The sequence below is a fragment of the Nocardia citri genome (assembly GCF_054065835.1).
Genome location: NZ_JBSUQM010000002.1, coordinates 330573 through 354706, shown reverse-complemented (window position 1 = coordinate 354706; position 24134 = coordinate 330573). Strand labels below are relative to the sequence as shown.

Annotated in this window: 21 protein-coding genes and 2 pseudogenes; 9 read left to right on the top strand and 14 right to left on the bottom strand. The window is 65.6% G+C overall.

Going from position 1 to position 24134, the window contains the following annotated elements:
* Positions 1 to 40 precede the first annotated feature (40 nt).
* Genes ACW2Q0_RS05365 through ACW2Q0_RS05355 form a run of 3 tightly spaced genes read right to left on the bottom strand, consistent with a single transcriptional unit; the run spans position 41 to position 2779 of the window.
* Positions 41 to 1135: an ABC transporter substrate-binding protein gene (locus ACW2Q0_RS05365; protein WP_457186746.1), complete on the bottom strand. Its 1095-nt coding sequence runs from the start codon at positions 1133 to 1135 to the stop codon at positions 41 to 43.
* Entirely contained in the window at positions 1096 to 1983 is an 888-nt protein-coding gene (locus tag ACW2Q0_RS05360; protein WP_457186744.1) for an ABC transporter permease, read from the bottom strand. Before ACW2Q0_RS05360 ends, ACW2Q0_RS05365 begins: the two co-directional genes overlap by 40 nt.
* Positions 1973 to 2779, bottom strand: coding sequence for an ABC transporter ATP-binding protein (locus ACW2Q0_RS05355; protein WP_457186742.1), 807 nt, complete (start codon positions 2777 to 2779; stop codon positions 1973 to 1975). The genes ACW2Q0_RS05360 and ACW2Q0_RS05355 overlap by 11 nt, the downstream gene beginning before the upstream one ends.
* A 147-nt stretch (positions 2780 to 2926) precedes the next feature.
* Here ACW2Q0_RS05355 and ACW2Q0_RS05350 point away from each other — a divergent pair, with 147 nt between their 5' ends.
* The 3 genes from ACW2Q0_RS05350 to ACW2Q0_RS05340 all read left to right on the top strand — a co-directional run bounded on the left by ACW2Q0_RS05350 (position 2927) and on the right by ACW2Q0_RS05340 (position 5635).
* Positions 2927 to 4627, top strand: a complete 1701-nt coding sequence (locus ACW2Q0_RS05350) for an ATP-binding protein (protein ID WP_457186740.1) — start codon at positions 2927 to 2929, stop codon at positions 4625 to 4627.
* Positions 4609 to 5280, top strand: a complete 672-nt coding sequence (locus tag ACW2Q0_RS05345; RefSeq protein ID WP_457186738.1) for a response regulator — start codon at positions 4609 to 4611, stop codon at positions 5278 to 5280. Before ACW2Q0_RS05350 ends, ACW2Q0_RS05345 begins: the two co-directional genes overlap by 19 nt.
* Before the next feature lie 106 nt (positions 5281 to 5386).
* Positions 5387 to 5635: a hypothetical protein gene (locus ACW2Q0_RS05340; RefSeq protein ID WP_457186736.1), complete on the top strand. Its 249-nt coding sequence runs from the start codon at positions 5387 to 5389 to the stop codon at positions 5633 to 5635.
* 75 nt (positions 5636 to 5710) lie between these two features.
* On the opposite strand, the gene ACW2Q0_RS05335 is transcribed toward ACW2Q0_RS05340, so the two are convergent.
* From ACW2Q0_RS05335 to ACW2Q0_RS05325, 3 genes are all read right to left on the bottom strand, one after another.
* Positions 5711 to 6445 (bottom strand): SDR family oxidoreductase, encoded by a 735-nt coding sequence (locus tag ACW2Q0_RS05335; RefSeq protein ID WP_457186734.1) that lies wholly within the window; start codon positions 6443 to 6445, stop codon positions 5711 to 5713.
* Between the two features lie 458 nt (positions 6446 to 6903).
* The gene (locus ACW2Q0_RS05330; protein WP_457186732.1) at positions 6904 to 7341 is read right to left on the bottom strand and encodes a MarR family winged helix-turn-helix transcriptional regulator; all 438 of its coding nucleotides are present in this window, start codon (positions 7339 to 7341) and stop codon (positions 6904 to 6906) included.
* Positions 7334 to 7768, bottom strand: a complete 435-nt coding sequence (locus ACW2Q0_RS05325) for an SRPBCC family protein (RefSeq protein ID WP_457186730.1) — start codon at positions 7766 to 7768, stop codon at positions 7334 to 7336. Before ACW2Q0_RS05325 ends, ACW2Q0_RS05330 begins: the two co-directional genes overlap by 8 nt.
* Before the next feature lie 222 nt (positions 7769 to 7990).
* Here ACW2Q0_RS05325 and ACW2Q0_RS05320 point away from each other — a divergent pair, with 222 nt between their 5' ends.
* Entirely contained in the window at positions 7991 to 9040 is a 1050-nt protein-coding gene (locus tag ACW2Q0_RS05320; protein WP_457186728.1) for a Gfo/Idh/MocA family oxidoreductase, read from the top strand.
* Positions 9041 to 9091: 51 nt separating this feature from the next.
* The gene (locus ACW2Q0_RS05315; RefSeq protein ID WP_457186726.1) at positions 9092 to 9892 is read left to right on the top strand and encodes a M50 family metallopeptidase; all 801 of its coding nucleotides are present in this window, start codon (positions 9092 to 9094) and stop codon (positions 9890 to 9892) included.
* A gap of 17 nt (positions 9893 to 9909) precedes the next feature.
* Here ACW2Q0_RS05315 and ACW2Q0_RS05310 read toward each other — a convergent pair.
* A pseudogene (locus ACW2Q0_RS05310) lies at positions 9910 to 10308 on the bottom strand (phosphatase PAP2 family protein); the annotation flags it as partial.
* A 288-nt stretch (positions 10309 to 10596) separates the two neighbouring features.
* Between ACW2Q0_RS05310 and ACW2Q0_RS05305 the strand changes: the two are divergent.
* Together ACW2Q0_RS05305 and ACW2Q0_RS05300 are read left to right on the top strand one after the other, a co-directional pair.
* A complete protein-coding gene (locus tag ACW2Q0_RS05305) occupies positions 10597 to 10818 on the top strand; it encodes a hypothetical protein (RefSeq protein ID WP_457186724.1) in 222 nt (73 codons plus the stop codon).
* Positions 10819 to 10977: 159 nt separating this feature from the next.
* Complete coding sequence (locus tag ACW2Q0_RS05300; RefSeq protein ID WP_457186722.1) at positions 10978 to 11898, top strand: LLM class F420-dependent oxidoreductase; 921 nt, start codon at positions 10978 to 10980, stop codon at positions 11896 to 11898.
* Here ACW2Q0_RS05300 and ACW2Q0_RS05295 read toward each other — a convergent pair.
* From ACW2Q0_RS05295 to ACW2Q0_RS05285, 3 genes and pseudogenes are all read right to left on the bottom strand, one after another.
* Positions 11887 to 12088: pseudogene (locus ACW2Q0_RS05295) on the bottom strand (hypothetical protein); the annotation flags it as partial. The gene ACW2Q0_RS05300 and the pseudogene ACW2Q0_RS05295 overlap by 12 nt on opposite strands.
* A gap of 144 nt (positions 12089 to 12232) precedes the next feature.
* Positions 12233 to 14257 (bottom strand): CocE/NonD family hydrolase, encoded by a 2025-nt coding sequence (locus tag ACW2Q0_RS05290; protein ID WP_457186720.1) that lies wholly within the window; start codon positions 14255 to 14257, stop codon positions 12233 to 12235.
* Positions 14258 to 14749: 492 nt separating this feature from the next.
* A complete protein-coding gene (locus ACW2Q0_RS05285; RefSeq protein WP_457186718.1) occupies positions 14750 to 15283 on the bottom strand; it encodes an LppP/LprE family lipoprotein in 534 nt (177 codons plus the stop codon).
* A gap of 168 nt (positions 15284 to 15451) precedes the next feature.
* Here ACW2Q0_RS05285 and ACW2Q0_RS05280 point away from each other — a divergent pair, with 168 nt between their 5' ends.
* Entirely contained in the window at positions 15452 to 16342 is an 891-nt protein-coding gene (locus ACW2Q0_RS05280; RefSeq protein ID WP_457186716.1) for a bile acid:sodium symporter family protein, read from the top strand.
* A gap of 46 nt (positions 16343 to 16388) precedes the next feature.
* Positions 16389 to 18134, top strand: a complete 1746-nt coding sequence (locus ACW2Q0_RS05275) for a protein kinase domain-containing protein (protein ID WP_457186715.1) — start codon at positions 16389 to 16391, stop codon at positions 18132 to 18134.
* A gap of 65 nt (positions 18135 to 18199) precedes the next feature.
* On the opposite strand, the gene hutI is transcribed toward ACW2Q0_RS05275, so the two are convergent.
* The 4 genes from hutI to hutH all read right to left on the bottom strand — a co-directional run bounded on the left by hutI (position 18200) and on the right by hutH (position 24071).
* Entirely contained in the window at positions 18200 to 19369 is a 1170-nt protein-coding gene (hutI, locus tag ACW2Q0_RS05270) for an imidazolonepropionase (RefSeq protein ID WP_457186713.1), read from the bottom strand.
* 43 nt (positions 19370 to 19412) lie between these two features.
* Positions 19413 to 20717, bottom strand: coding sequence for a formimidoylglutamate deiminase (locus tag ACW2Q0_RS05265; RefSeq protein WP_457186711.1), 1305 nt, complete (start codon positions 20715 to 20717; stop codon positions 19413 to 19415).
* A complete protein-coding gene (gene hutU / locus ACW2Q0_RS05260) occupies positions 20714 to 22381 on the bottom strand; it encodes a urocanate hydratase (protein WP_457186709.1) in 1668 nt (555 codons plus the stop codon). Before hutU ends, ACW2Q0_RS05265 begins: the two co-directional genes overlap by 4 nt.
* 133 nt (positions 22382 to 22514) lie before the next feature.
* Positions 22515 to 24071: a histidine ammonia-lyase gene (gene hutH / locus ACW2Q0_RS05255; protein WP_457186707.1), complete on the bottom strand. Its 1557-nt coding sequence runs from the start codon at positions 24069 to 24071 to the stop codon at positions 22515 to 22517.
* Between the last annotated feature and the right edge of the window lie 63 nt (positions 24072 to 24134).

The window sequence follows — 24134 nt, the reverse complement described above, 5'->3', positions numbered from 1 at the left end:
GACCGGCTGTTCGCCGTCGCCATGGGATTTCGTGGTGTCGCTACTGCTGATTCGCGCGCAGCGCCTCCTGCACGAACTGGCTCGTGTAGGTTTTCGATAGATCGATGCGGTCCCGGACGGGTGCCACATTCTTCGAGTACTTGCCGAGCACGTTCAGCACATTCTCGGCGCCTTCGGATTTCATCAGGCCGGTGCCGTTGAACATGCCGATCGAATCGCGAATGGACTGAACGTAGAGATCCCGGCCCGCGCTCGCGTATTGCGAGGGCATCTTGTCGGCGATCTCCTGGGCGGTGTGTGTCTTGATCCACCGCAGCGTCTGCACGAAGGCGGTCGCGATCTTCTGCACGATATCCGGATGCGCGTCGACGGTGTCGCAGCGCATGTAGAGCGACGATGCGGGATACAGCCCGCCCAATGCCGCCCGCGTGCCTTCTTCGGTGCGCATATCCACTAGGATCTTCGCATCACCGGAGTTCACCATGGTGGCGACTGTCGGGTCGGTGGTCATGCCGGCATCGATGCCATTGTGGTTCATACCCGCGATAAAGGTTTGTCCCGCACCGACTTTCACGCGAGTGTAGTCGGCGGTGGTCATACCGACCTGCCCGGTGAGCGCCTGGGTGAGGAAGTCGGTCGACGAGCCGAGCGAGGTCACACCGAGATTCTTGCCACGCAGATCCGCCAGCGAATTGATACCGGCCGCATCCGCCTTGGAGACGAGTTCCACTTCACCCGGCACATCGGCGAGTTGGACCACCGATTTCAGGCACTGCTCTTTGGCCTGCAGGTCGATGGTGTGGTCGTAGAAGCCGACCACCGCCTGCACATCGCCGGTCAGCAGGGCGGTTTCGGCACTCGCGCCGGACTGCTCGCCGAGCAGTTTGACATCGATATCGTTCTTCTCGAAGAAGCCGAGCCGTTCGGTGAGCATGGCGGGCAGGTAGATCACCTTCTCCAAACCGCCGACCATAATGGTGATCTGCGGCCGACCGTTGGCCATCGGAATGGTTCGCGAATCCCGACAACCGGTCGCCAGCAGCAGTGCCGCGATCACCCCGACAATGAGCGTCATATGTTTGACGTAGCGCATGATCAGATCCCGTGGCTCGCAGTCGCCTGCGACGGACGCCATTTCAGCAATCGGCCCTCCGCCGCACTGATCGCCCATTCGGCCAGCAGCGCGATAACGGTGATGATGATCATGCCCGCGTAGATACCGGCCGAATCGAAGGTGCCCTGCGCATTGCTGATCAGCAATCCCAAACCCTTACTGGCACCGGCATATTCACCGACGACCGCACCGATCAGCGCGAAACCGAAGGCGGTGTGCAGGCTGGACAGGATCCAGGTGGTCGCGCTCGGCAGCACGATCGAACTCAGCACCTGACGCTTGCTGGCACCGAGAATGCGGGCGTTATTGATGACATTGCCGTCGACCTCACGCGCGCCGGTGAAGGCATTGAAGAATACGGCGAAGAACACCAGTACCACGACCGTCGCGACCTTCGAGCTGAGCCCGAGACCGAACCAGATGATGAACAGCGACGCCAGCACGATGCGTGGCACAGCGTTGAGCGCCTTGATGAACGGTGCGAGCACCTCGGCCCAGTACCGGCTGCGGCCGAGCAGTGTGCCGAGGACGACACCGGCCACCGCGCCGATGACGAAGCCGAGCACCGCCTCCTGCACCGTGGTGTACATCTGCAGCCAGATCGAGCCGAATTGTGTTCCCTCGGTGAACCATTCGACCAGGCGGTCCCAGATCAGCGAGGGTTTGGAGTAGAAGAACGGGTCGATCCACACCGTGGCGGTGAGTTCCCAGGCGCCCAGCCACACCGCGATCAGGGCGATCCGCAGGCTCCAGGTGCGCAGTCGGTTGCGCCTGAGGTTGGTCCGCACGCGCGCGAGAATCTGCTCCTCGGTTTCGACTTCGATCTCGGGCGCGGATTTCGCCACATCTTCGAGCACGTTATGCGACACGGGAGGCTCCCTTGCCTCGGGCTGCCTCGACCTGATCGCGCAGCGTTTCCCAAATTTCTTTGTAGATATCCCGGAATTCGTTGGTGAGCCGGACTTCCTCGACATTGCGCGGACGTTCCAGCGAGACCGGGAAGTTGCCGCAGACCGTGGCCGGGCTGGCGGTCATGACAACGACCCGGTCGGCGAGCACGATCGCCTCTTCCAGATCGTGGGTCACGAAGATGACGGCCGCGCCGGTACCCGCCCATACGCGCAGCAGTTCGTCCTGCATCAGCTGCCTGGTCTGCACGTCAAGCGCGCTGAACGGCTCGTCCATCAGCAGGATCTCGGGGTCGTTGACCAGGGTCTGCGCCAGCGCGACGCGCTTGCGCATGCCGCCGGAGAGCTGATGCGGGTAGTAGCTTTCGAATCCGGCGAGACCGACCTTACGCACCCAGCCGCGGGCCTGTTCCCGCGATTCGGCCTTGGACTTGCCGCGCAGGCGCGGGCCGAGGGCGACGTTATCGATCACGCTCTTCCACGGCAGTACCGCGTCCTGCTGGAACATGTAGCCGATGCCGTCCGGGATCCCACGCACATCCTTGCCGCGCACCAGGGTCCGTCCGGCCGAGGCCGGTTCCAGCCCGGAGACCAGCGACAGCGTCGTCGACTTACCGCAGCCGGTCGGCCCGACGACCGCAACGAATTCGCCGGGTTGCACCGCGAGGTCGAGATTGCGGACGGCAGTGTGGATTCCGCCGCCGGTGCCGGGGAAGCGCTTCGTCGCGCTCCGCAGCTCGATGAGTGGTTCGGTCATTTTTGTTGCTCCTAGCGGATCAGGTAGAGCGAACCTACGTGGGCCGAGTCACACGTCCAGGCTTGTGCGCACAACCGGCGGCAAACGACCGATTCGAAGGTTGTGCGCATTCTGCTCATGCCAGTGCGCGTGGTTTATGCTGCGGAAATGGCCAACGACGGCAGAGCACGACGGAGCGCGACCGGACCTTTCCGGTTGCGCACCCAGGTGCTGCTGCTGCAGATCGTGATCGTCACGGTGACCCTCGCCGCCGCGTTCGCGGTATTCGGCTACGTCAGCGAGCGACGGCTCAATGATCAGTACGGACAGCGCGCGCTGGCCATCGCGCGCAGCATCGCCGCCGAGCCGGTGGTGCGTACCGAGGTCGCCCGGTACGCGCCGGGCACGGTGACACCCGAGCTGCGTCCGGAGCTGAGCGCAGGTCCGTTGGAGCGGATCGCCATCGATACGACACAGCGCACCGGCGCGCTGTTCGTGGTCATCACCGACGATGCCGGAATCCGGCTGGCGCATCCGGACCAGGCGCGGCTGACCGAACATGTGAGTACCGATCCTTCGGAGGCGCTGGCGGGCCGGGAGGTGATCGTCAAGGAGCGCGGCACGCTCGGATCGTCGGTGCGTGCGAAAGTACCTGTGGTGGAACTCGATTCGACTCGCGTTGTCGGTGCGGTGAGCGTCGGCATCTCGACCACCGCGATTCGCGGGCAGTTGCTCTCCGATCTACGCACCGCGGCACTTTTGATCGCTGCGGCGCTCTTGATCGGCATCGCCGGCTCGGCATTTCTCGCCTGGCGGTGGCGTGGATTGACGCTCGGACTCGAACCCGCCGAACTGGCCGAGCTCGTCCAAGGTCAGGCGGCGGTGCTGCACGGCATCGGCCGCGGTGTGCTCGCCGTCGATTCCGCTTGGCACACAACGTTTGTCAATGACGAGGCGCGGCGACTACTCGGCATCAGCGCCGATATCGGCCGGCCGGTCGACGAGATCGGTTTGACGCCACGGGTGCTGGAGGTTTTCCGTGCACTCGATGAACAACCGACCCCCGCCACGATCGGTTCGCATATCGTCGTCGTCGCGGCCCGACCGGTCACGCGCGAGGGACGCGATCTCGGAGCGGTACTCACCGTGCGCGATCGCACCGACGTCGAGGCACTGACCCGCCAACTCGACGCGGTGCAGTCGATGAGCACCGTGCTGCGCGCCCAGCGCCACGAGTTCTCCAACAAAATGCACCTGCTCAGCGGCCTGCTGCACAGTGGGCGCACCGAGGAGGCGTCACATGTCATCGATGAGCTGATCGGCGCGGGGCCACTCGGTGCCGCGACGCCCGGCATCGATGCGATCAACGACGCGTATCTGCAGGCGTTCCTCGCGGCCAAGGCGGCGCATTCGCGCGAGAGCGGCGTCGAACTCGTCCTCGGACCGAATACCTGGGTGGACGGCAATCTCGCCGAACCCGTCGATGTCACCACGGTGCTCGGCAATCTGCTCGACAACGCGATCGAGGCGGCGCGCATCGCCGACAATCCCACCAAGCAGGTGGAAGTCGAACTGGTGCAGGAGGATTCGACACTGCACATCGCCGTCGCGGACAGCGGTGACGGTGTCGCGCCGATAATGATCGACACCTTGTTCACCGAGGGCACCTCCACCCGCGAGGATCGTGGCGTACCGGGTGGGCGCGGTGTCGGCCTAGCGCTGATCCGCCAGATCGCCCGTGCGCACGGCGGCGATGTCCGGCTCGCCACTGCGCGCGGTGGTGCGCCGCCGCTCACCGGCGCCGAATTCATCGCCCGAATCCCCGGAGTACTCGTAGACAGCGAAATGCCATGGCCGCAACAGATCTGACCGTGCTGGTGGTGGATGACGACTTCCGCGTAGCCAATCTGCACGCCGGAATCGTCGAATCCATCTCGGGTTTCACCGTCGCGGGTACCGCGACCACCCTGGCCGGCGCACGCGAACTCAACGCCGCCCATACGATCGACCTGGCGCTGGTCGATGTGTACCTACCCGACGGTTCGGGTATCGATCTGGTGCGCGAATTACGTTGCGACGCGATGGTGTTGACGGCCGCCATGGAGAGTGCCACCGTCCGAGCCGCATTGGCCGCGGGTGCACTCGCATACTTGGTGAAACCGTTCCCGCACACCATGCTCGCGGCCCGCCTGGCCGGATATGCCCGCTACCGCCGTACCCTCGCCGCACCACAGGTCGACAACGCGGCCATCGAAGCCGCACTCCAAGCGCTGCGCCCGACCTCGGCGCCCGCCGCGGCCACCGTCATCGCCTCCCCCACCAAAGACCTTGTCCTGCATACTATCTTCGAGGCCACCGCACCCCTGTCCGCCGCCGAGGTGGCTGCCGCCATCGGCATCTCTCGTGCTACCGCCCAGCGCTACCTCGCCACCCTGGTCGCCGCGGGCACCATCCAGATGCGCCTGCGCTACGGCACCACCGGCCGACCCGAACAGGAGTACACCGCCATACCCGGGCGCTGACTGCCCCCTGTCGATCTCGACCGAAATCGGAGCCACTAGCATTAGGCTTGCCTAAGCTTAACCAGGTTGGGTGAGTTGTGCGAGTAAGGATCGACAATGCAGGGCCGTGATGTGGGACGGGGCCGATGACGGCACTGATGGGTGGGACGCATACCCGGCGCGGATTCGCGATCCGGACCGTGCTCTGACCCTGAACGGCATACAAGCATCCGCCTTCACCGACCGCGTCGCGGACCGCGGCGGCATCCTGGACCGACCATTGATCGCCCGAGGTGCGCTCACGCTGCTCATCTCTCAAGCCTGCTGGTGGGGCGCGCTGTGGATCGGCTTCTGGAATACCACCAACCGCGCGTAAACCTCAGTTGGTACGCATGGGACTCCTTCCTGGGGCGGGGTCGGTCCATACCCATCGCGCTGCCTCCCACCGCTGTCAGCGCGACCACAGCCAGTCGCGGAAGCGGGTGGTGGCCAGGCGGGTGCCCTCGGGTGCGATGAGTGCGTCGCCCTTGACCGCGGCGAATAGGCCGGCGGTCTCGTCTGTGACGACGTGGCGGCGGTCCCCGGTGGCCGCCAAAACGATGCGGCCCAACTCATCGAGGGTGAAGATCTCCGGACCCGCGATGGTGCGGGTACCGCGTAGCGGAGGGCCGACAGCCACGTCGGCGACGGTCGCAGCGACCTCGGCGGAACTGATGGGCTGGATAGGGGTGCTGGGCAAGCGCACGGCATCACCATCGGTGGTCCACTCCAATGCCGCGACGACCAACTCCATGAACTGGGTGGCGTGCACGATCGAGTACGGGATCGGCCCGGCCTTGACCAGATCTTCCTGCAGGGCCTTGGCCTGGTAGTAGACGAGGCCGGGCACTTGGTCGACACCGACGATCGACAGCGTCACGATGTGCCCGACGCCCGCCGCCTGCGCCGCAGCCAACAAATTCGGCACCGAGGTGCGGAAGAAATCGACGGAGGCCTCGTCGAAAGTCGGTGAGTTGGCCACGTCCACCACGACCTCGGCGTCGCGCAGTGCCTCGTCGAGCCCGTCGCCCGTGAGCAGGTCCATGCCGGTCGAGCGGGAATGCCCGGCCGCATCGTGTCCGGCCTCGGTAAGTTCGCGTATCACCTGAGAGCCGATGAGGCCGGTGCCGATGACCGAGATTTTCACGAGATCTCCTCTCCGCCGGGCACCCGCCCGGCAAACCGGGATTCGTTGCATCGGAGATGCTACGCGCTGGCCGCGGCGAGATCCTGACACATCAGCAAACTCCGAGAGAAACACATCAGCAAAAGGAATGACGTGGTCTGCAGCCGGAGCGGTCATACAGAAAGCACATTTGGGCCCGGAATCACGATGATGATCACTGCCGGGATAGCGGGCACCACTCGTCGAATCCCCCTCTACCCGTCCACGGAGATCATCAATTGCGGGTCGCGCCACCGAGGTATCGCCGCAAACGATGTGGCGACTGGCGGGCGGACACGGAAAACCCATCGCCACATTCGGTCGAGCGATCACCATGCATTCTTGGGCCATCGGCCGAGCGACCAACAACACCAATGCATGGTGATCATCTGTCCAAAATGGTCACGGGAGGCGTTATCCGGCAGATGAAACCGGTGTGCTCAATTCACAATACGTTGTGCCGCAATCGATTTGAGGCGGTCGCGGAGCGCATCGCTGTCCGGGCCGAAGATTTTCTCGTCGGTGTCCACGACGATGCGGATGGCGCGGCGGGCGAGGGCACGACCTTCGGGGCTGACTTCGATACGAAGGATTCGGGCGTCGTGGGGGTCCGCGCGGCGGGCAAGGAGTGCACGGTCTTCCAAGACGCGGATTACGCGAGAGCCCATCATGCGGTCCGCACCCGCCATATCCACCACCTGTTGTTGAGTCGGTGGTTCCCCCTGTCTGCCGAGCCAACCAGCCGAGGCGAGCAGGTTGAATTGGGTGAGGGTGAGGCCGAGCGGGCGAAGGTTGCGTTCGACGGTGGCGCGCCATTCCAGCGCGGCGTGATGTAGCCAAAAGCCTGGACTCATCAGCGGGCCTTGCGGCTCAGCCACGTTCGGACCCCAGCCGTCGCGCTTCGAGTTCCAGCGCCGCGATGGTCAGTTGCATATCGGTGCGAATGCCGCGCTCCCAGATCAGCCGGAAGATCGGCCGGAATGGGCCGTGCACCTCCATCCGCTTCGCGACGCGCACCGTTGCGTCGCCGAGCGGTTCATAGGTGTAGTGACCGCGGATCTTGCCGAATGGAATCCCGGCCTCACTGGTCCACGAACGCCCCGAATCGACGGCAGTAATGGTGAACGGACCAGCAGGTGCACCTTTGGGTTTCACCCACCCAGTAGTGCCCGGCGCGAACGGCCCATCGATCCGAGCCTTCTCCTCGTGCGGATCCCAGGACGGCCAGTTGGCCACATCGGTGGCAACCCGCCAGATCGCTTCGATCTCACCGGCGATGACGACTTCTTCGTAAATCACGTACATCGAAACACTCCCTGATCCACATCAGTTGTTGTTGCGACAACAGTATCTGTTGTCGCAACAACAAGTCAAGAGATGTGCCCTTGGTGTCCGCGTTCCTTTCCTTCGCCAGCACTACGAGTTTCGGACCTGCGACCATTCGTTCTGAGCGCATATCGACATCCGCGATGTTCGCCCGCGCCCCGAGAAACCTCCCGCGGCGGACTCACCGGTAGCCTCGCAGCGATGAGCAGCCTGCAAGTCGCCGTAGTCGGGTACGGATTGGCTGGGTCGGTGTTCCATGCGCCGCTCATCGCCGCGCAGCCGAGGATGCGGGTGGCGGTGGTGGTCACGGGCTCGCCCGAGCGGGCGGAGCAGGCGCGGCGTGAGCATCCCGGGGTGCGGGTGCTGGCGAGTGCGGAGGAATTGTTCACCGAACCGGCCGGTATCGATCTCGTCGTTATCGCGACGCCGAACGCGACACATGCGCGGCTGGCTCGGCAGGCTTTGGACGTCGGGCTGCCGGTGGTCGTCGACAAACCGTTTGCGGTGCGCGTGGCCGAGGGCGAGGATCTGATCACGCGGGCCGAACGCGCCGGGCTGGCGCTATCGGTATTTCAGAACCGGCGCTGGGATGGCGACTTTCTCACGGTGCGCCAGCTCATCGCGGATGGACGGCTCGGCGAAGTCCGCCGTTTCGAGTCGCGATTCGAGCGGTGGCGTCCGGTGCCGAAGGGCGGCTGGCGCGAGGTCGGTTCCGGCGACGAGGGCGCCGGACTGCTGTTCGACCTCGGCAGTCATCTGATCGATCAGGCGGTAACGCTGTTCGGCCCGGTGCGTACGGTATACGGCGAACTGGACCGACGGCGGCCGAATATCCAGACCGATGACGACGCCTTCGTGGCACTCACCCACACCTCGGGTGTGCGATCGCAGCTTTGGATGAGCGCGGTAACACCGCAGCTGGGGCCTCGATTCCGAGTGCTCGGCGCCACAGCGGGTTACCTCACCTACGGATTGGATCCGCAGGAGGAAGCGCTGCGGTCGGGCCTGCGCCCAGGCGACGGTCCCTGGGGCACGCTCGCATCCGACCGGTGGGGTTTGCTGGGCGCGGAACCGGCTGTCGAACCAGTCCCGACGATCGCGGGCGACTACCCCGCGTTCTACGACGGTATGGCCGCCGCACTCCTGGACGGCGCACCCGTTCCGGTCGACCCGCGCGACGCTGTCACGACCTTGCGATTGCTCGATGCCGCCCGCAGATCGGCGGATCTCGGCGAGCTCGTCACCACCTGACCGGCTCGAGACGACTCAGCGCAGCTCGCCACGGCCGGTTAAGGTGCGGCGGTGCAAACAGCGGAATTCGTCGAGCGCGGCGCCTCCATCGCCGACCGGCTCACCACAACCCAGGCCGCACCACCATGGTGGTTGGTCCTCGCGACCGCGGCCGCCGCGCTGATCATGGTCGGATACAGCCCGCTGTGGCGGATCACCCGCAATGTGGTCACCATCGCGCACGAGGGCGGCCATGCGCTGACGGCGCTGTTCACCGGCCGCAGGCTCAACAGCATCACGCTGCACTCCGACACGTCCGGCCTGACCGTATCGAGCGGAAAACCCTACGGCCTCGGCATGATTCTGACCGCGATGGCGGGCTATCCATCGCCACCGCTGCTCGGTCTCGGCTTCGCCGCACTGCTCGGCGCCAACCGCATCACCCTCATGCTCTGGACCGCGATCGCCCTGCTCGCTGCCGTCCTGATCAAGGTGCGCAACGTCTACGGATTGCTGACGGTATTCGGCTTGGGCGCCATCGTCTTCGCGGTGTCCTGGTTCGGAACCGATACGGTGCAGGCCGGTTTCGCCTATCTCGGCGCGTGGTTCCTACTGCTCGCGGGCACCCGGCCGGTGATCGAATTGCAGCGCGGACGGGTCCGCCACTGGAATATGCCGCAGAGCGCGGACTCCGATGCCGATCAGCTCGCCCGGCTCACTCATATCCCCGCGCTGCTGTGGGTATTCGTCTTCGGCGCGATCGCGGCGGCGGCGCTGGTCGGCGGGGCACTGCTGCTGTCCGAAGCCGCGGGTGTCTGCATTCCCGATGTCTCCGGCGGTACCTGCGTCGCACCGGCCCTGCCGACCCGATAACTCCGGTACGCCGCCAGACACAGTGCGAGCCACAACGCGCCGATACACCAGCCGCCGAGCACATCGGTCGGCCAGTGCACACCCAGATACCAGCGGGAAAGACCAACCGCCACCACGAACACCACCGCGACGGTCATGCCGATGCGGCGGGCGACCGGGCGGTGCAATCGCACAAGCACCACTGCGGCGAGGAGTCCGATCACCACGATCGATCCGAGACTGTGACCGGACGGAAATGCCTGATTGGTCTCGGTGACGAGCCGGTCCGCCGCGGGCGGGCGAGTGCGTCCGACGACATGTTTGCCGACCACGACCAGTACGCCCGCACCCGCGGTGGCGACACCGGCCAGCACCGCCTCCGGCCACCGCCGACGCCAGGCCAGCACGAGACACAGGAGCACTGCCAGCGCGGTCATAGCCGGCGTGCCACCCAAGTCGCTGACCCACTTCGCGACCGGCGTCACCAGCCCGGTACGCCGCTGGACCACCCAATCGGTCCCCGGCTGATCGATTGCGGTTATGCCGTCGTGCCCGAGCACACTGCCGGTGATGCCGACGACCGCCGCGGTCAGCGCCGCGATGCCCCATATCGGTAGCCAGCGATTCGTCATACCTCCACGATGCCAGCCCGCGGCTGTGATATTGCTGAATGTCCGACCGCGGAATTACCGGATGTACCGATTCCATGTCGTAGGGTGTTGGCCGTGAATCGATGGCCGGACCATGCCAGCACCGGACCGAACGAGCACTCGCCAGTGGCGGCGTTGGCTCGCACCCTGATCGACGCGATATGCGATAGCATCGCGGGCTGGCTGCATCCGCTCGCGGGTGCGGCGACGGTACCGCTGCTGCTGCTCATCCCGCTGCTCGTTCTCGGTGTGGGCTGGCTGGCCGCCCGGAGGGTGCGACGACGCACGAACACCTGAGTCAGCGCGACTCCCAGGCGTCACCGCCTCGCGGACCAGTTCGGCGGGATCAGCGGTCGCGTCCACGATTCCGATTCGACCGTGCCTACCACCGGCCGATGATATGCGACGGCGCATCCGACGCGGCCGAAAAGATCAATCTCGGGCACGATGGACGGCATGGAACTACGCATCTTCACCGAGCCGCAGCAGGGTGCGAGCTACGACACGTTGCTGACTGTCGCCAAAGCCACCGAGGATCTGGGTTTCGACGCATTCTTCCGCTCCGACCACTATCTGGCCATGGGCGACACCGATGGTCTGCCCGGCCCGACCGATGCCTGGATCACCCTGGCCGGGCTGGCCAGGGAGACCAAGCGCATCCGGCTCGGCACCCTGGTCACGGCCGCCACCTTCCGACTGCCCGGACCGCTGGCCATCCAGGTCGCCCAGGTGGACCAGATGTCCGGCGGCCGGGTCGAGCTCGGATTGGGCACCGGCTGGTTCGCCGCGGAACATGCCGCGTACGGCATCCCGTTCCCGGACGACAAGTTCACTCGGTTCGAGGAGCAACTGGCGATCATCACCGGCCTGTGGGCGACGAAGGCGGGCGATAAGTTCACCTTCGACGGTACGCACTACCAGGTCACCGACTCCCCCGCGCTGCCGAAGCCGGTGCAGGATCCGGTGCCGGTGCTGATCGGCGGGCACGGTGCGACGCGCACCCCGCGCCTGGCCGCCACCTACGCGACCGAATTCAATATGCCCTTCGCCTCGTTCGAGGACAGCGCCCGTCAGTTCGACCGGGTCCGCGCCGCCGCCGAGGCGCGCGGGCGCCGCCCCGACGATCTGATCTACTCCAATGCCCTGATCGCCTGTGTCGGCTCCTCCGATGCGGAGGTGGCACGCCGGGCCGCCGCCATCGGCCGCGAGGTCGAGGAACTGAAGACCAACGGACTCGTGGGCTCACCTGCGGAGGTCGTCGACACGATCGCCCGCCGCGCCGAAATCGGCGTGTCACGTGTGTATCTCCAGATCCTCGATCTCGACGATCTGGCGCACCTCGAACTCATTGCGGCCGAGGTGATGTCACAGCTGTAGGTCGTCTACGGTGGCGGCGTTGCGGGACAGGCCCAGATTCGCCGCCGCCCGATAGATACCGTCGTCGTCGGCGCCGCCCATCTCGAATGGCGGCGCCGTCGGACGACAGTACCTCCACGTTGAGCCACAGCGACTGGAGCTCCCTCAGGAGCACCTTGAACGACTCCGGAATGCCCGGCTCCGGAATGTCTGGCCGATGTTGATACGACGCGGCACACCGTGGGTGTTCGGAATGATGTCCACCGGGGTGCCGGCGGCACGCAGCTCCATGCCGGTGCCAACAATGGGCGACTGGGAGCGGACCAACGCAACGGCCTGGCGCTGTCTTCGAATGTCAGCCGATGGGCACGTTCGTCGGCAAGTTGACGAAGCTCGGCGCATCCGGATCGAGCTGCAGGTATTGCGGTTTGAGCTCGGTGTTGTTGAGCATGGGCCGGAAGGCCAATGCCTTCGGCGCGTTTCCGGCGAACACATCCACCCGCAGCCGGTGGCCGGGCAGCAGCACGGCCTGGGTCGGGATGACCGCGATGTCCAGTGTCACGGGCATTCCCGGCACGACGGGCTGCAGGCTCGCCAGCGTGATCGGGTTGAACGGCGCGGTGTAATCACCACTCGCCGAGCGCATACTTCTCGCCTCGTCCACCGCGCGCAACGAGGCGGTGAGCTGGCCGGTGGTCAATACGGTCGATGTACCGTCGGGCGAGACATCGTTGACGGTGACATCCCAATAACCGTCCGTCGCATCGTGTACCGCATTGAGGTGCACATTGATCGGGCCCGAGATCACCGTCGGCTGACTCATCTCCGCGCTGGTGAAGGTCAGTCCATTGCTCTCGGCGACGCGAGAGTCCTTGGCGCAGATATCGAATGGCGCGGCGATTCCGGCCGAGCCCTGCGCGGCATCACGTGAGCACGCCATGGTTATCCCGGGCGCGATCTGCAGCGCGATGCGCTCATTCGACTTCGTCGCCGACAATGATCCGTCGTGCACCGCGTGCTCGGCGGTACCGCTGGACGCCGAGGACAGATAGACACGGCGATGTGTGACATTGTTTTCCGGGAACTGCCCCAAGGTCTTCCAGCCCGAACCCTGCTCCCACAGGGTGATCGGCCCGAAGTCGCCGATGCCGTTATCGATGCCCTTGAGCCACTTGTCGAACCACGCTCGCTGCAGAACATCGAGCCGCGGTGGGGCACCGACCGCACCCGTACCCGCTCCCGGATTCGCATGATAGGTATCGCCGATCAGCAACTGCTTCTTCGCCTGTGGCAGCGGAATCACGTTGTAGAGTTTCGACGCACTGTTGGCGAAGATGTCATGCCAGCCGCCATACATGAAGGTGGGCACCGTAATTCGGTCGGGATGCCCCAGAATCCCCTGCCGGAAATCACTGTCGTCGTCGAGTGCGGCGGCCAGTGTCGTCGGCACCCGGTCCAGTGTCGGGGTGAGTAGCGCCTGGGCCAGCAGATCGGAATTGGTTGCCGGATCGGCCAATCTGGACTGGAGCCATTTCCAGTCGAAGGTGCCGTTGAGCATCGACTGCACGTCGGGAATCAGCTTCGACTCGTTCACATTGTTCAGCCACAGCGGCAGGAAGGTCGTGCCGACACCGCCACCCGGCGCGACGACATCACGCATCAGATCGCTGCCCGCCTCCACCGGGAAGATGGCTTTCAATGCGGCAGGGGCGTTTTCGGCCGCACGCAGCTGATTGATGCCGGCATAGGAGCCGCCGCTCATCGCGACACTGCCGTTGGACCACGGCTGCTTCGCCGCCCAGTCGATCACCTCGCGAGTGTCCAACTGTTCGCGCGCGCCGAGAGTGTTCCACTTGCCCTGGGAGAAGCCGGTACCCCGGACGTCCGTGACCACCAGCGTGTACCCGCTGCGAATGAGATTGCGGTCGATGCCGAGTACGGTCTGGATCATGCCGCCGTCGAGTGCGTGCATCAGATCACCGAATCCACTGATCGGCGTGCCGGACAGATTCAGGCGCCGGACCATATCCATGGTGAACGGGCGCAGTCCGGGCGCGGCCAATGCCGAATCGATGAGATTACTCATGAGTTTGGTGTATGGCGTGAGGTTCACGATCGTCGGCAACGGCTTGTCGACCACCTTCTTCGCCGCATCGACGGGCCGATACACATTGGCCTTGAGTATGACGCCGTCGCTCATGCGAATCGGAACATCCCAGTCGATCTGGACATCGGCGTACTCCTGTGGGCCGTCGTGCATCGCGGTCCACCGCTCACCGAGGGTGCTGTCGATGCTTTGCCCGGCGGTCGCGGAGCCACCGCCACCCGAGGCCAGTGCCGCCACGGCGGCGACAACGGTCGCCAATCGAACCGAACGCATAAGCACAGTCGCCACTCCATGCCCGGACACACGTGATCCCTTCTCGACTGGTACGCAGCATGTAGACAAGATCGCCCGATCGACAGCGCGACGACCATAGCAACCTATTGGCGAATATCCCGTAGATCCGGTCCGTTCGGTTTGTCGGATGCGCTCGCAGACTCGCCGAAGCCATATGGAACAACCTGCCGATCCACGGCCTGGTCGACGAATCGCACCGGGTAATCGGCGCAACCACGCTGGGTGAGGGTACTGCGGTCTGCACCGGCGACCTTCGGGCCCCCGGCGGGTGCAAATCCGAGCCGTCGACGACTCCGAAGACATCCTCGTGGGCTACGTCCCGCTCGGTGCCGCGAGTTGAGTCGGCGGCTACTTCGGCAGTCCGAGACGATCGGCGATGCTTCGGGCAAGTGGTCGGTGTCCACTCGACGCGTCGACTCCGCTGGTGGTGCGCGCGGCGCTGGATCGCATGATGCGATCAGGAGACCGAGGCTATTTCGGTGGTGTCCCGATCATCTGGACTTGCTTTCCATCCCAATGGAATTGCACCGGTGTCAGGGTGCCGTCCGAGCAGGCGTTGCAACTTCCGGGCGTCTTATAGGTCACTGCGACGGTGTCATCGGTGGTGCGCCCGGGATCCAGCGATGTGAACCCGAGACTCGCACGCGTGGCCGTGCCGACGAACTCGCCTTTGTGGAAGAGCAGCACTTGATTCGGTGAGCTGCCCGTCGCACCTTCGATGGTGATGATCACCGACGATAGGGTGACGCACGGATCGAAGGTGCCCTCGAATCCGGCCGGATCGGTGGACCACGGCACCTTGGTGATCGGATCGACGGGCAGCGTCGTGATGGCCGAACCGATCACCGGCGCGGTCAGGTCGACCCCGCATTTCGTCGTCGGCGCGGCACTCGACGGAGTCGGTCCGTACTCGGTTATCCGTCCGCCGTCGCCGCCCGAACCGCACGCCGCCAGACCGGTGAGCCCGATACCGAGGGTGAACAATACGAGCCGATTGGTCTGCATCGCGGGAAGGCCCTTCAGGTCGGACGAATATCTCGATCGCGCTCCGACACCATCATCGCATCGTCGAACCCGGCGATCGCCACGACCGGGCTCCCACGGATGGGGTCACCGCCCGGATGGTGAGTCGATAACGTCGATATCCGTCCCGGTCCTGATGAGGAGATCTGAATGGGTTCAACTATTTTCGCCGTATTCCTACCGCTGGCACTGGCGTTGGTGATGTTCGGACTCGGGTTGACCTTGACCGTCGACGATTTCGCCAGGGTGCTGCGATATCCCAAGGCGGCCGTGGTCGCGCTGGTGTGCCAGATGATCGTGCTGCCCGCGATCTGCCTGGGTCTGGTCTACCTGTTTCGGCTCGAAGGTGCGCTGGCCGTCGGGGTGATGTTGCTCGTCGCTGCACCGGGCGGGCCGTCGGCGAATCTGTTCAGCCATATCGCCGGTGGCAACGTGGCCCTGAATATCACACTCACCGCGATCAATTCGATTCTCGCCGTCTTCACCCTGCCGCTGGTGGTCACATTGTCGTTCACGCTGTTCATGACCGATGACGCCGCGATCGGGCTGCGCCCGGACAAGTTCGCCCAGGTGTTCGCGATCGTCTTGGTGCCGGTCGCGGTGGGTATGTGGGTGCATCGCCGGTTCAGCGACTGGGCCGAGCGGATGCGCAAGAACGTCAAGGTCGTCTCGGCGGTGGTGCTACTGCTTGTCGTGATGGCGGCGGTGGGGCGCGAATTCCACACGCTCACTGAGAACATCGGCAAACTCGCCACTGTCAGTCTGCTGCTCTCGACCCTGAGCTTCGTCATCGGGTACGCCGTGCCGCACCTGTTCCAGGTGGAGACCGATCAAGCGATCGCCTCGGCGATGGAGATCGGCATCCACAACGGCGCGTTGGCTATCGCGGTAGCCTCCAGCGTGCTGCAGAATTCACAGATGGCGGTGCCGCCGGCAGTCTACGGGGTGCTGATGAATGTTCCGGCCGCCATCGCCGCATACTTGTTGGCACGGCAGCTGCGCCGTGCGGATCCCACACCGGTTCCGACCGCTACCGGCTAAGGCGACCGAGCGCGGCCATGGGTAGCCTTTCGGTGTTCGATGTCAGGTGAGAGGACCCCCGTTCGCGATGCGACCGCTCGGCACAGACGATCCCACGCGGATCGGCGACTACCGGCTACTCGGCCTGCTCGGTGCGGGCGGTATGGGCCGGGTCTACCTCGGGCGCAGCGCGGGCGGGCGCACCGTCGCGGTGAAGGTGATCCGGCCGGATCTGATCGGCAACGAATTCCGCGAGCGGTTCCGGCGCGAGGTCACCGCGGCGCGGCGAGTCGGCGGGAAGTTCACCGCGCCGGTGCTCGATGCCGATGTGGATTCGACGCCGCCGTGGCTGGCAACCGGCTATGTGGCCGGATTCTCCTTGACCGATGCGGTCGAACAGTTCGGCACATTCGACGAGAACACGCTGCTGGTGCTCGCGCGCGGTTTGGCCGAGGCATTGATCGCCGTGCACCGCGCCGGGATCGTGCATCGCGATCTGAAACCGTCCAATGTGCTGCTCGCCGTGGACGGCCCGAAGGTGATCGATTTCGGCATCGCGCGCGCCGCCGAGGACAGTGCCTTGACGACCACCGGAAACGTCATCGGCTCGCCAGGATTCATGTGTCCCGAGCAGGTGGTCGGACCGACCATGGGGCCCGAAGGTGACGTCTTCGCACTCGGCGGTGTGCTCGTCTACGCGGCGGCCGGGCAGGGGCCGTTCGGCTCCGGCGAGACGGTGCAGATGCTGTATCGGGTCGTGCACGAGCAGCCGCGGCTCGCGGCGGTGCCGGACCGGCTGCGACCGCTCATCGCGGCATGTCTGAACAAGGACGCCGCGGCGCGACCGACACCGCAGCAGCTACTCGATCACCTGGCCGAACTCGGGGTTCCGGAGCGCGGCGGCTGGCTGCCCGCGCCGGTGCTCGAAGAGGTGAGTCGTCGGGCGGTCGCGCTGCTCGATCTGGAATCCGGGCCGACCGAGGCGGTCGGTCCCGATCCGGCACGCTCGGCACCGACGGTGTCACGGCCGATGCCACCATGGAATTCGGGACCGCACCCAATGCCTCGCACGCTGCCCCCGACTGCGGCAGATACGGTCGCGTGGCATTCGGGAAATACCGGATGGCAGTCCGGACAGCCTGGGCCGCAAGCCAATTCGAGCCACGTGTACGCGCCGTATCCGCCGGCGCAGGACCAGTCGGGGTCACGACCCGCCTACTATCCACAACCCCAGCCCGCGCCGAAGAGTCGTTTCGGTCGAACCGCATTGATCGTCGCAGCCGTGGTGGTCGGTCTCATCGTCGCGGGCGGCGCCTTCCTCATCGGCACGCAGCTCGCCCACACGTCCGCCGATGCCGCGGCGACGGTGAGCAGTTCAGCGGTGGCCACCGCTGTCGCGCCCTCGACCACCTCGACGAGGCAAACCACCGTGACGAGCACCACGGCGGCGCCACCGGAGTCCGCGGTGCCCGAAGCGTTCGTCGGCAAGTGGACCGGCACCGCCAGGGACGCGCTGGCCACCTTCGATATCGAGTTGACCGTCCGCGACGGGAAGATCGGCGAGGAGGTCGCCACCTCGGCCAATACCGGCCAAGCATCGCGCAGCCGTTGTGAACGCGCCGAACGTCTGACGACTGCCACCGACACTCAGATCACCTTCGTGGCACGGCTGTCCGGCGGTGCGAGCGGGTGTATGGACGAGGGGTCGACCTCGAAGGTCATCCTGCAGCCGGACGGTTCGGTCACCTACAGCTTCAGTGGCGGCTTCAGCGGTGTGCTGGGCGATATCACCGGCACTCTGTACAAGAATTAGCGCGGCGCGAGCCGAGGCGCTGGTCGACCTGGTGGCGTTGCTACACAAGCAATCCCAGATTCGAATCATCCCGCGACGCCGGGCCATTCGGTTGTCGGTAGGCGTTGTCCCAAGCGCCAGACGGCCAGGGTGAGCGGGACGCCCGGACGGTAGGCCAGATGGGTGGCCGAAGGGGCGTCCAGCACCTGGAGGTCGGCGCGGGCACCGACCTCGATGACCCCGACATCGTTGCGGCGCAATGCTTCCGCGCCCGCCGCAGTAGCCGCGTATACCGCTTCGGCGGTCGACAGGCCCATTTGGAGCACGGCCGTTGCGACACAGTAGGCCATCGATGTGGTGTAAGAGCTGCCCGGATTGGCATTGGTGGCCAGGGCCACGGTAGCGCCCGCATCGAGCAGTGCGCGGGCGGGGGCGAGCGGTTGGCGGGTGGATAGATCACAGGCGGGTAAGACGGTGGCGACGGTATTCGAGGCGGCGAGGGCCTCGATATCGGCATCGGTGAGATAGGTGCAATGGTCGACGCTTGCCGCACCGTGGCGCACCGCCAATTGCACGCCGGGGCCGGTACCCAACTGGTTGCCGTGTACGCGCAGTCCGAGTCCGCGTGCGGCGGCGGCGCGCAGGACGCGATCGGACTGGTCCTCGTCGAAAGCGCCTGTCTCGCAGAACACATCGGCCCAGCGCGCATACGGCGCGACCGCGTCGAGCATATCCCCGCAGACCAGGTCGAGGTAGGTTTCGGCATCGACGTCGGGCGGCACCAGGTGTGCGCCCAGATAGGTCACCTCGTCGGCGATGGCAGCGGCGATGCGGGCCGAACGCGCCTCGTCGGACACGCTGAGGCCGTAGCCGGTCTTGGTCTCCAGGCAGGTCGTGCCCTGCCGGTAGGCCTCGGTGACATGGCGGCGCACGTTGGCCGAAAGTTGTTGGTCCGAGGCATTTCTGGTGGCAGCGACGGTCGTCGCGATACCACCGGCGCGGTAGGGCCGACCGGCCATTCTGGCCTCGAATTCGGCGGTGCGATCGCCGGCGAAGACCAGATGGGTGTGGCTGTCGACCCAACCGGGCAGTGCGGCACGGCCGCCGATATCGACCCGGTGATCGGCGGCGGGTGCGGAGTTCGCCGCGCCGATCCAGGCGAAGTGTGCACCCTCGAACACCACCGCGGCATCGTGCAATGGGCCGTCCGGTGTATTGGTAGTCAGCTCACCGATTCCGGTGATGAGGATCGACACGGTGCCTCTTTTGTCGGTGCGGATACTGATCTCGTCATTGCGATCAGGGTGGACATAAAGCTCGAATCGCCTCTCGTAGAATGATTTCGGGACGTTCCACCAGCAGGTGCCGGGCTTCGGAGACGACCTGCCGCCCGCCTATCAACACCCCACGGATGTCGGTGGCCGAAGCGGCGAACAATGCGGCCGCGGGTTCGGTGCCCGCGGTCCGGATCGAGTCGAGATCGAGGGTGACCAGGTCTGCCGCCGCGCCAGCCGCGATGCGGCCTACCTCTGGCCAGCCGATCGATGCGTGATCGGTTGCCGCACTGAACAACTCCGCCACCTCGAAGCGTCCGCGCGTACGAGAGGCGAGGCGTTCGTTCAACTCCAGCGCACGCCACTCCTCGAAACCGTCCACGACAGCATGACTGTCGGTGCCGAGACACAGCCGGACTCCCGCGTCGCGAAGTTCGCGGGCCGGGCCGATGCCGTCGCCGAGATCGCGTTCGGTGGTCGGGCAGAAGCAGGCCCGCGAGCGCGCGTCGGCGAGCATCCGGATATCGGCGGTGCTCACATGTGTGGCATGTACGGCAACCGTATCCGGCCCGAGCAATCCCGCGTCGGCCAGTAGCGCTGTCGGCGTACGCCCGTGTGCGGCAATACAATCGCGATTCTCTGCGGGTTGTTCGCAGAGGTGGACGTGCACCGGCCGACCGTCGGCCTGTTCGGCGACCACCGTCATCGCCTGCGGGGGAACCGCACGCACCGAGTGCGCGGCGACACCGGTGCGCACCAGTTCCGACTCCGGCTCGAACGCGGCGGCGCGCTCGGCCCACGCTGTCGCATCGCCGTCACTGAAGCGGCGCTGATGTTCGTCTGGCTGCTGACCGAATCCGCCACTGAGATAGCAGGTATCGAGCAGGGTCAGCCGAATTCCGACGTCCTGTGCCGCCGCGGCCAGGGCCCCGCTCATCGCGTTCGGATCGGCATAGGCCACTCCGCCGGGCGCATGGTGCACATAGTGGAATTCGCCGACACTGGTGTATCCGGCGAGCACCATCTCCGCGTATACCCCGCGTGCCAGCCGGTAGTAGGAGTCGGGATCCAGGCGATCGGCGACCGCGTACATCCGTTCCCGCCATGTCCAGAACGTGCCATGGCTGTGGTGGGTGCGGCCACGCAAGGCGCGATGGAAAGCGTGTGAGTGCGCATTCGCAAAACCGGGCACGGTCAAGCCGCGCAAAATACTGCCATTCGGATCAGTGTCCTTGGCCACCGAGCGGATCGTCGATCCCGCGAGATCGATCGTCACCCGTTCGGCCAATCCGTCCGGTAGCCAGGCGTATTCGGCCCAGAACACGCTCATTCGATCACGCTTGCATTGTGCTCCTGCATGGGAATTCGTACGCCACGCTCCGCGGCGACCGCGCTCGCCCGTTCATATCCGGCATCCACATGCCGAATGACACCCATACCGGGGTCATTGGTGAGCACGCGTTCGATCTTCTGTCCAGCCAATGCGGTTCCGTCGGCGACACAGACCTGTCCGGCGTGAATGGACCGGCCCATGCCGACGCCGCCGCCGTGATGGATGGACACCCAGCTCGCACCCGAAGCGGTGTTGACCAGTGCATTGAGCAGCGGCCAGTCGGCAATGGCATCGGATCCGTCGGCCATGGCCTCGGTTTCACGATACGGCGAGGCGACACTGCCGGAATCGAGGTGGTCGCGGCCGATCACCACCGGTGCCGTCAATTCGCGATCGGCCACCATCTCGTTGAACCGAAGCCCGGCCAGGTGCCGCTCACCGTAGCCTAGCCAGCAGATGCGGGCGGGAAGCCCTTGGAAGGCCACGCGTTCCCCTGCCATGCTGATCCAGCGGCGCAGGGATTCGTGCTCTGGGAAAAGTTCCAGGATTGCGTGGTCGGTCGCGGCGATATCCGCCGGATCACCAGACAGCGCGGCCCATCGGAACGGCCCCTTGCCCTCGCAGAACAGCGGCCGGATGTAGGCGGGCACGAAGCCGGGAAAGTCGAAGGCCCGTTCGCAGCCACCGAGTTTCGCCTCGCCGCGCAGCGAATTGCCGTAATCGAAGACCTCCACGCCGCGGTCGAGAAAGCCGAGCATCGCATCGACGTGTTCGGCCATGGATTCGCGAGATCGGTCGGTGAATTCGTCGGGCTTGTGCGCGGCGTAATCGGCCCAATCCTCGACTGCGACACCCCGTGGCAGGTACGCCAGGGGGTCGTGTGCGGAGGTCTGGTCGGTGACGATATCGATCTCGACGCCCGCCGCCAGCAATCGCGGCAGCACCTCGGACGCGTTGCCGATCAGTCCGACCGACAATGCCTTTCGCTCCTTGCGCGCCTTCGAGACCCGGGATACGGCGTCATCGAAATCGGTCGCGACCTCGTCGAGATAGCGGTCGTGCACGCGTCGTTGCGCGCGTGCCGGATCGCATTCGACGACCAAGGCCACCCCACCGTTCATGGTGACGGCCAGCGGCTGCGCACCGCCCATGCCACCTAATCCCGCGGTGAGCGTGAGGGTGCCGGCGAGGGTGCCGCCGAAGCGCTTGTCCGCCACGGCGGCGAAGGTCTCGTAGGTGCCCTGCAGGATGCCCTGGGTGCCGATGTAGATCCACGAACCCGCGGTCATCTGCCCGTACATGGTGAGGCCCAGCGATTCCAGCCTGCGGAACTCGGGCCAGCTCGCCCAGTCCCCCACCAGATTCGAATTGGCGATCAGCACCCGCGGCGCCCATTCGTGCGTCCGGAATACGCCCACGGGCTTACCCGACTGGACCAGCAGAGTTTCATCGGCCTCGAGTGTGGTGAGGGTGCGGGCGATCGCATCGAAGCTGGCCCAGTTCCGCGCCGCCTTACCGGTGCCGCCGTAGACCACCAGGTCCTGCGGGCGTTCCGCCACCTCGGGATCCAGGTTGTTCTGCAGCATTCGCAGGGCACCCTCGGTCTGCCAATTCTTCGCCGTCAGTTGTGTGCCGCGCGCCGCGCGCACCGTCCGTGTCATCGAATTGCCTCCATATCAACGAATTGCCCGTCCGGTGTCGCATAGCTGGTGGTGTCCGCGCAGGAGCTAGACCTTGCGCGAGCCCGATTCGCTATGCGGGAACCGGATCGCTTCGCGTGTCGGCACAGGGAGATCACCTTCCTGAGGCGCCGAGGTGAGGGGTGACCACGGCGACCAGTTCGCCGGAGCGGACCAGTTCGGCCGCGGCGGCGATTTCCGGGGCGAGGTGTCGGTCCGAGGCCGGGCCGTCGACCTCGGTGCGCAGCAAAGCGAGTGCCGCCGCGGTGGCCGGGCCCGGACGCAGTGGTGCACGTAAGTCCAATGCCCGTGCAGCCGTGAGGTATTCGATGGCGAGTACGGTGGTCAGACCGGCCACGGCCCTGCGCAATTTGCGCGCGGCCGACCAACCCATCGACACATGGTCTTCCTGCATCGCGCTGCTCGGAATCGAGTCCACCGACGCGGGCATCGCGAGGCGCTTGAGTTCGCTGACGATTCCCGCCTGGGTGTACTGAGCGATCATGTGGCCTGAATCGACGCCGGGATCGGCCGCGAGGAAGGCCGGAAGACCATGTGAGCGTGCGACATCCAGCATCCGATCGGTGCGCCGCTCGGCCATGCTCGCGACATCGGCGACCGGAATGGCCAGGAAGTCCAGAACATACGCCACCGGAGCACCGTGGAAGTTGCCATTGGATTCCAGCCTGCCATCGGCGAGTACCACGGGATTGTCTATCGCCGAGGCCATTTCGCGCTGGGCCACCAATTCGGCGTGCGCGAGGGTATCGCGGGCCGCGCCGTGCACTTGCGGTGCGCAGCGCAACGAATACGCGTCCTGCACCCGGTTACATTCCGGACCACGGTGACTGGCAACAATGTCCGATCCGGCGAGCGCGGCCGCCATGCGCCGTGCCGATAGGGCTTGTCCCGGATGCGGGCGCAATGCCTGCAGATCTTCGGCGAAGACACGGTCGGTGCCGAGCAGCGCCTCCACGCTCATGGCGGCGGTGATATCGGCGACATCGAGCAGCTGGCGCACGTCATTGATCGCGAGTGCCAACATTCCGAGCATGCCGTCGGTGCCGTTGGTGAGTGCGAGCCCTTCCTTCTCGGCGAGGGTCACCGGCTTGATTCCCTTGGCGTGCAAAGCCTCTGCCGCCCCCATTATCTGGCCGGCAGAGTCCGTGACCTCGCCCTCGCCCATCAGCGCCAACGCGACCGCGGCCAGTGGCGCGAGATCACCGGAGCAGCCGAGCGATCCGAATTCGTGCACCACCGGCGTAATGCCCGCATTGATCAACGCGGCCAAGGTGAGCGCCGTCTCCGGCCGCACCCCGGTATGTCCGGTGGCCAGCGTGCGCAGCCGCAACAGCATCATGGCGCGCACCACCTCGGTCTCGACCGCGGCACCCGCGCCCGCGGCATGCGAGCGGATCAGTGACCGCTGCAGCGCGGCCCTACTCTCCGGCGGAATGTACCGGGTGGCCAGTGCGCCGAAGCCGGTCGAGACGCCGTAGGTCGGGGTGGTGCCCGCGGCCAGCGCGTCGACGTGCTGGCGCGCATGGGTCAGCCGCTTCTCAGCGGCCTCGCTGAAGCACACCTCGGCACCGTCGCGGGCGACAGCGACGATGCGTTCGACGGTCAGCGGCCCGTCCAGCTCCACGGGCGGTAACTGCGTGGTATCCGGCATAGACCCATTCCACCGCCACCGAGGCGGGTGGAGAATGAGGCTGGATGAGGTTCTGTCTGGTAT

Excerpts from the sequence above, each read along its gene's own strand:
- ACW2Q0_RS05280 (WP_457186716.1), top strand. The coding sequence starts at position 15,452 with ATGGGTTCAACTATTTTCGCCGTATTCCTACCGCTGGCACTGGCGTTG.
- ACW2Q0_RS05355 (WP_457186742.1), bottom strand. The coding sequence starts at position 2,779 with ATGACCGAACCACTCATCGAGCTGCGGAGCGCGACGAAGCGCTTCCCC.
- ACW2Q0_RS05325 (WP_457186730.1), bottom strand. The coding sequence starts at position 7,768 with ATGTACGTGATTTACGAAGAAGTCGTCATCGCCGGTGAGATCGAAGCG.
- hutH (WP_457186707.1), bottom strand. The coding sequence starts at position 24,071 with ATGCCGGATACCACGCAGTTACCGCCCGTGGAGCTGGACGGGCCGCTG.
- ACW2Q0_RS05300 (WP_457186722.1), top strand. The coding sequence starts at position 10,978 with ATGGAACTACGCATCTTCACCGAGCCGCAGCAGGGTGCGAGCTACGAC.
- ACW2Q0_RS05365 (WP_457186746.1), bottom strand. The coding sequence starts at position 1,135 with ATGGCGTCCGTCGCAGGCGACTGCGAGCCACGGGATCTGATCATGCGC.
- ACW2Q0_RS05350 (WP_457186740.1), top strand. The coding sequence starts at position 2,927 with ATGGCCAACGACGGCAGAGCACGACGGAGCGCGACCGGACCTTTCCGG.
- hutU (WP_457186709.1), bottom strand. The coding sequence starts at position 22,381 with ATGACACGGACGGTGCGCGCGGCGCGCGGCACACAACTGACGGCGAAG.
- ACW2Q0_RS05265 (WP_457186711.1), bottom strand. The coding sequence starts at position 20,717 with ATGAGCGTGTTCTGGGCCGAATACGCCTGGCTACCGGACGGATTGGCC.
- ACW2Q0_RS05345 (WP_457186738.1), top strand. The coding sequence starts at position 4,609 with ATGGCCGCAACAGATCTGACCGTGCTGGTGGTGGATGACGACTTCCGC.
- ACW2Q0_RS05290 (WP_457186720.1), bottom strand. The coding sequence starts at position 14,257 with ATGCGTTCGGTTCGATTGGCGACCGTTGTCGCCGCCGTGGCGGCACTG.
- ACW2Q0_RS05320 (WP_457186728.1), top strand. The coding sequence starts at position 7,991 with ATGAGCAGCCTGCAAGTCGCCGTAGTCGGGTACGGATTGGCTGGGTCG.
- ACW2Q0_RS05285 (WP_457186718.1), bottom strand. The coding sequence starts at position 15,283 with ATGCAGACCAATCGGCTCGTATTGTTCACCCTCGGTATCGGGCTCACC.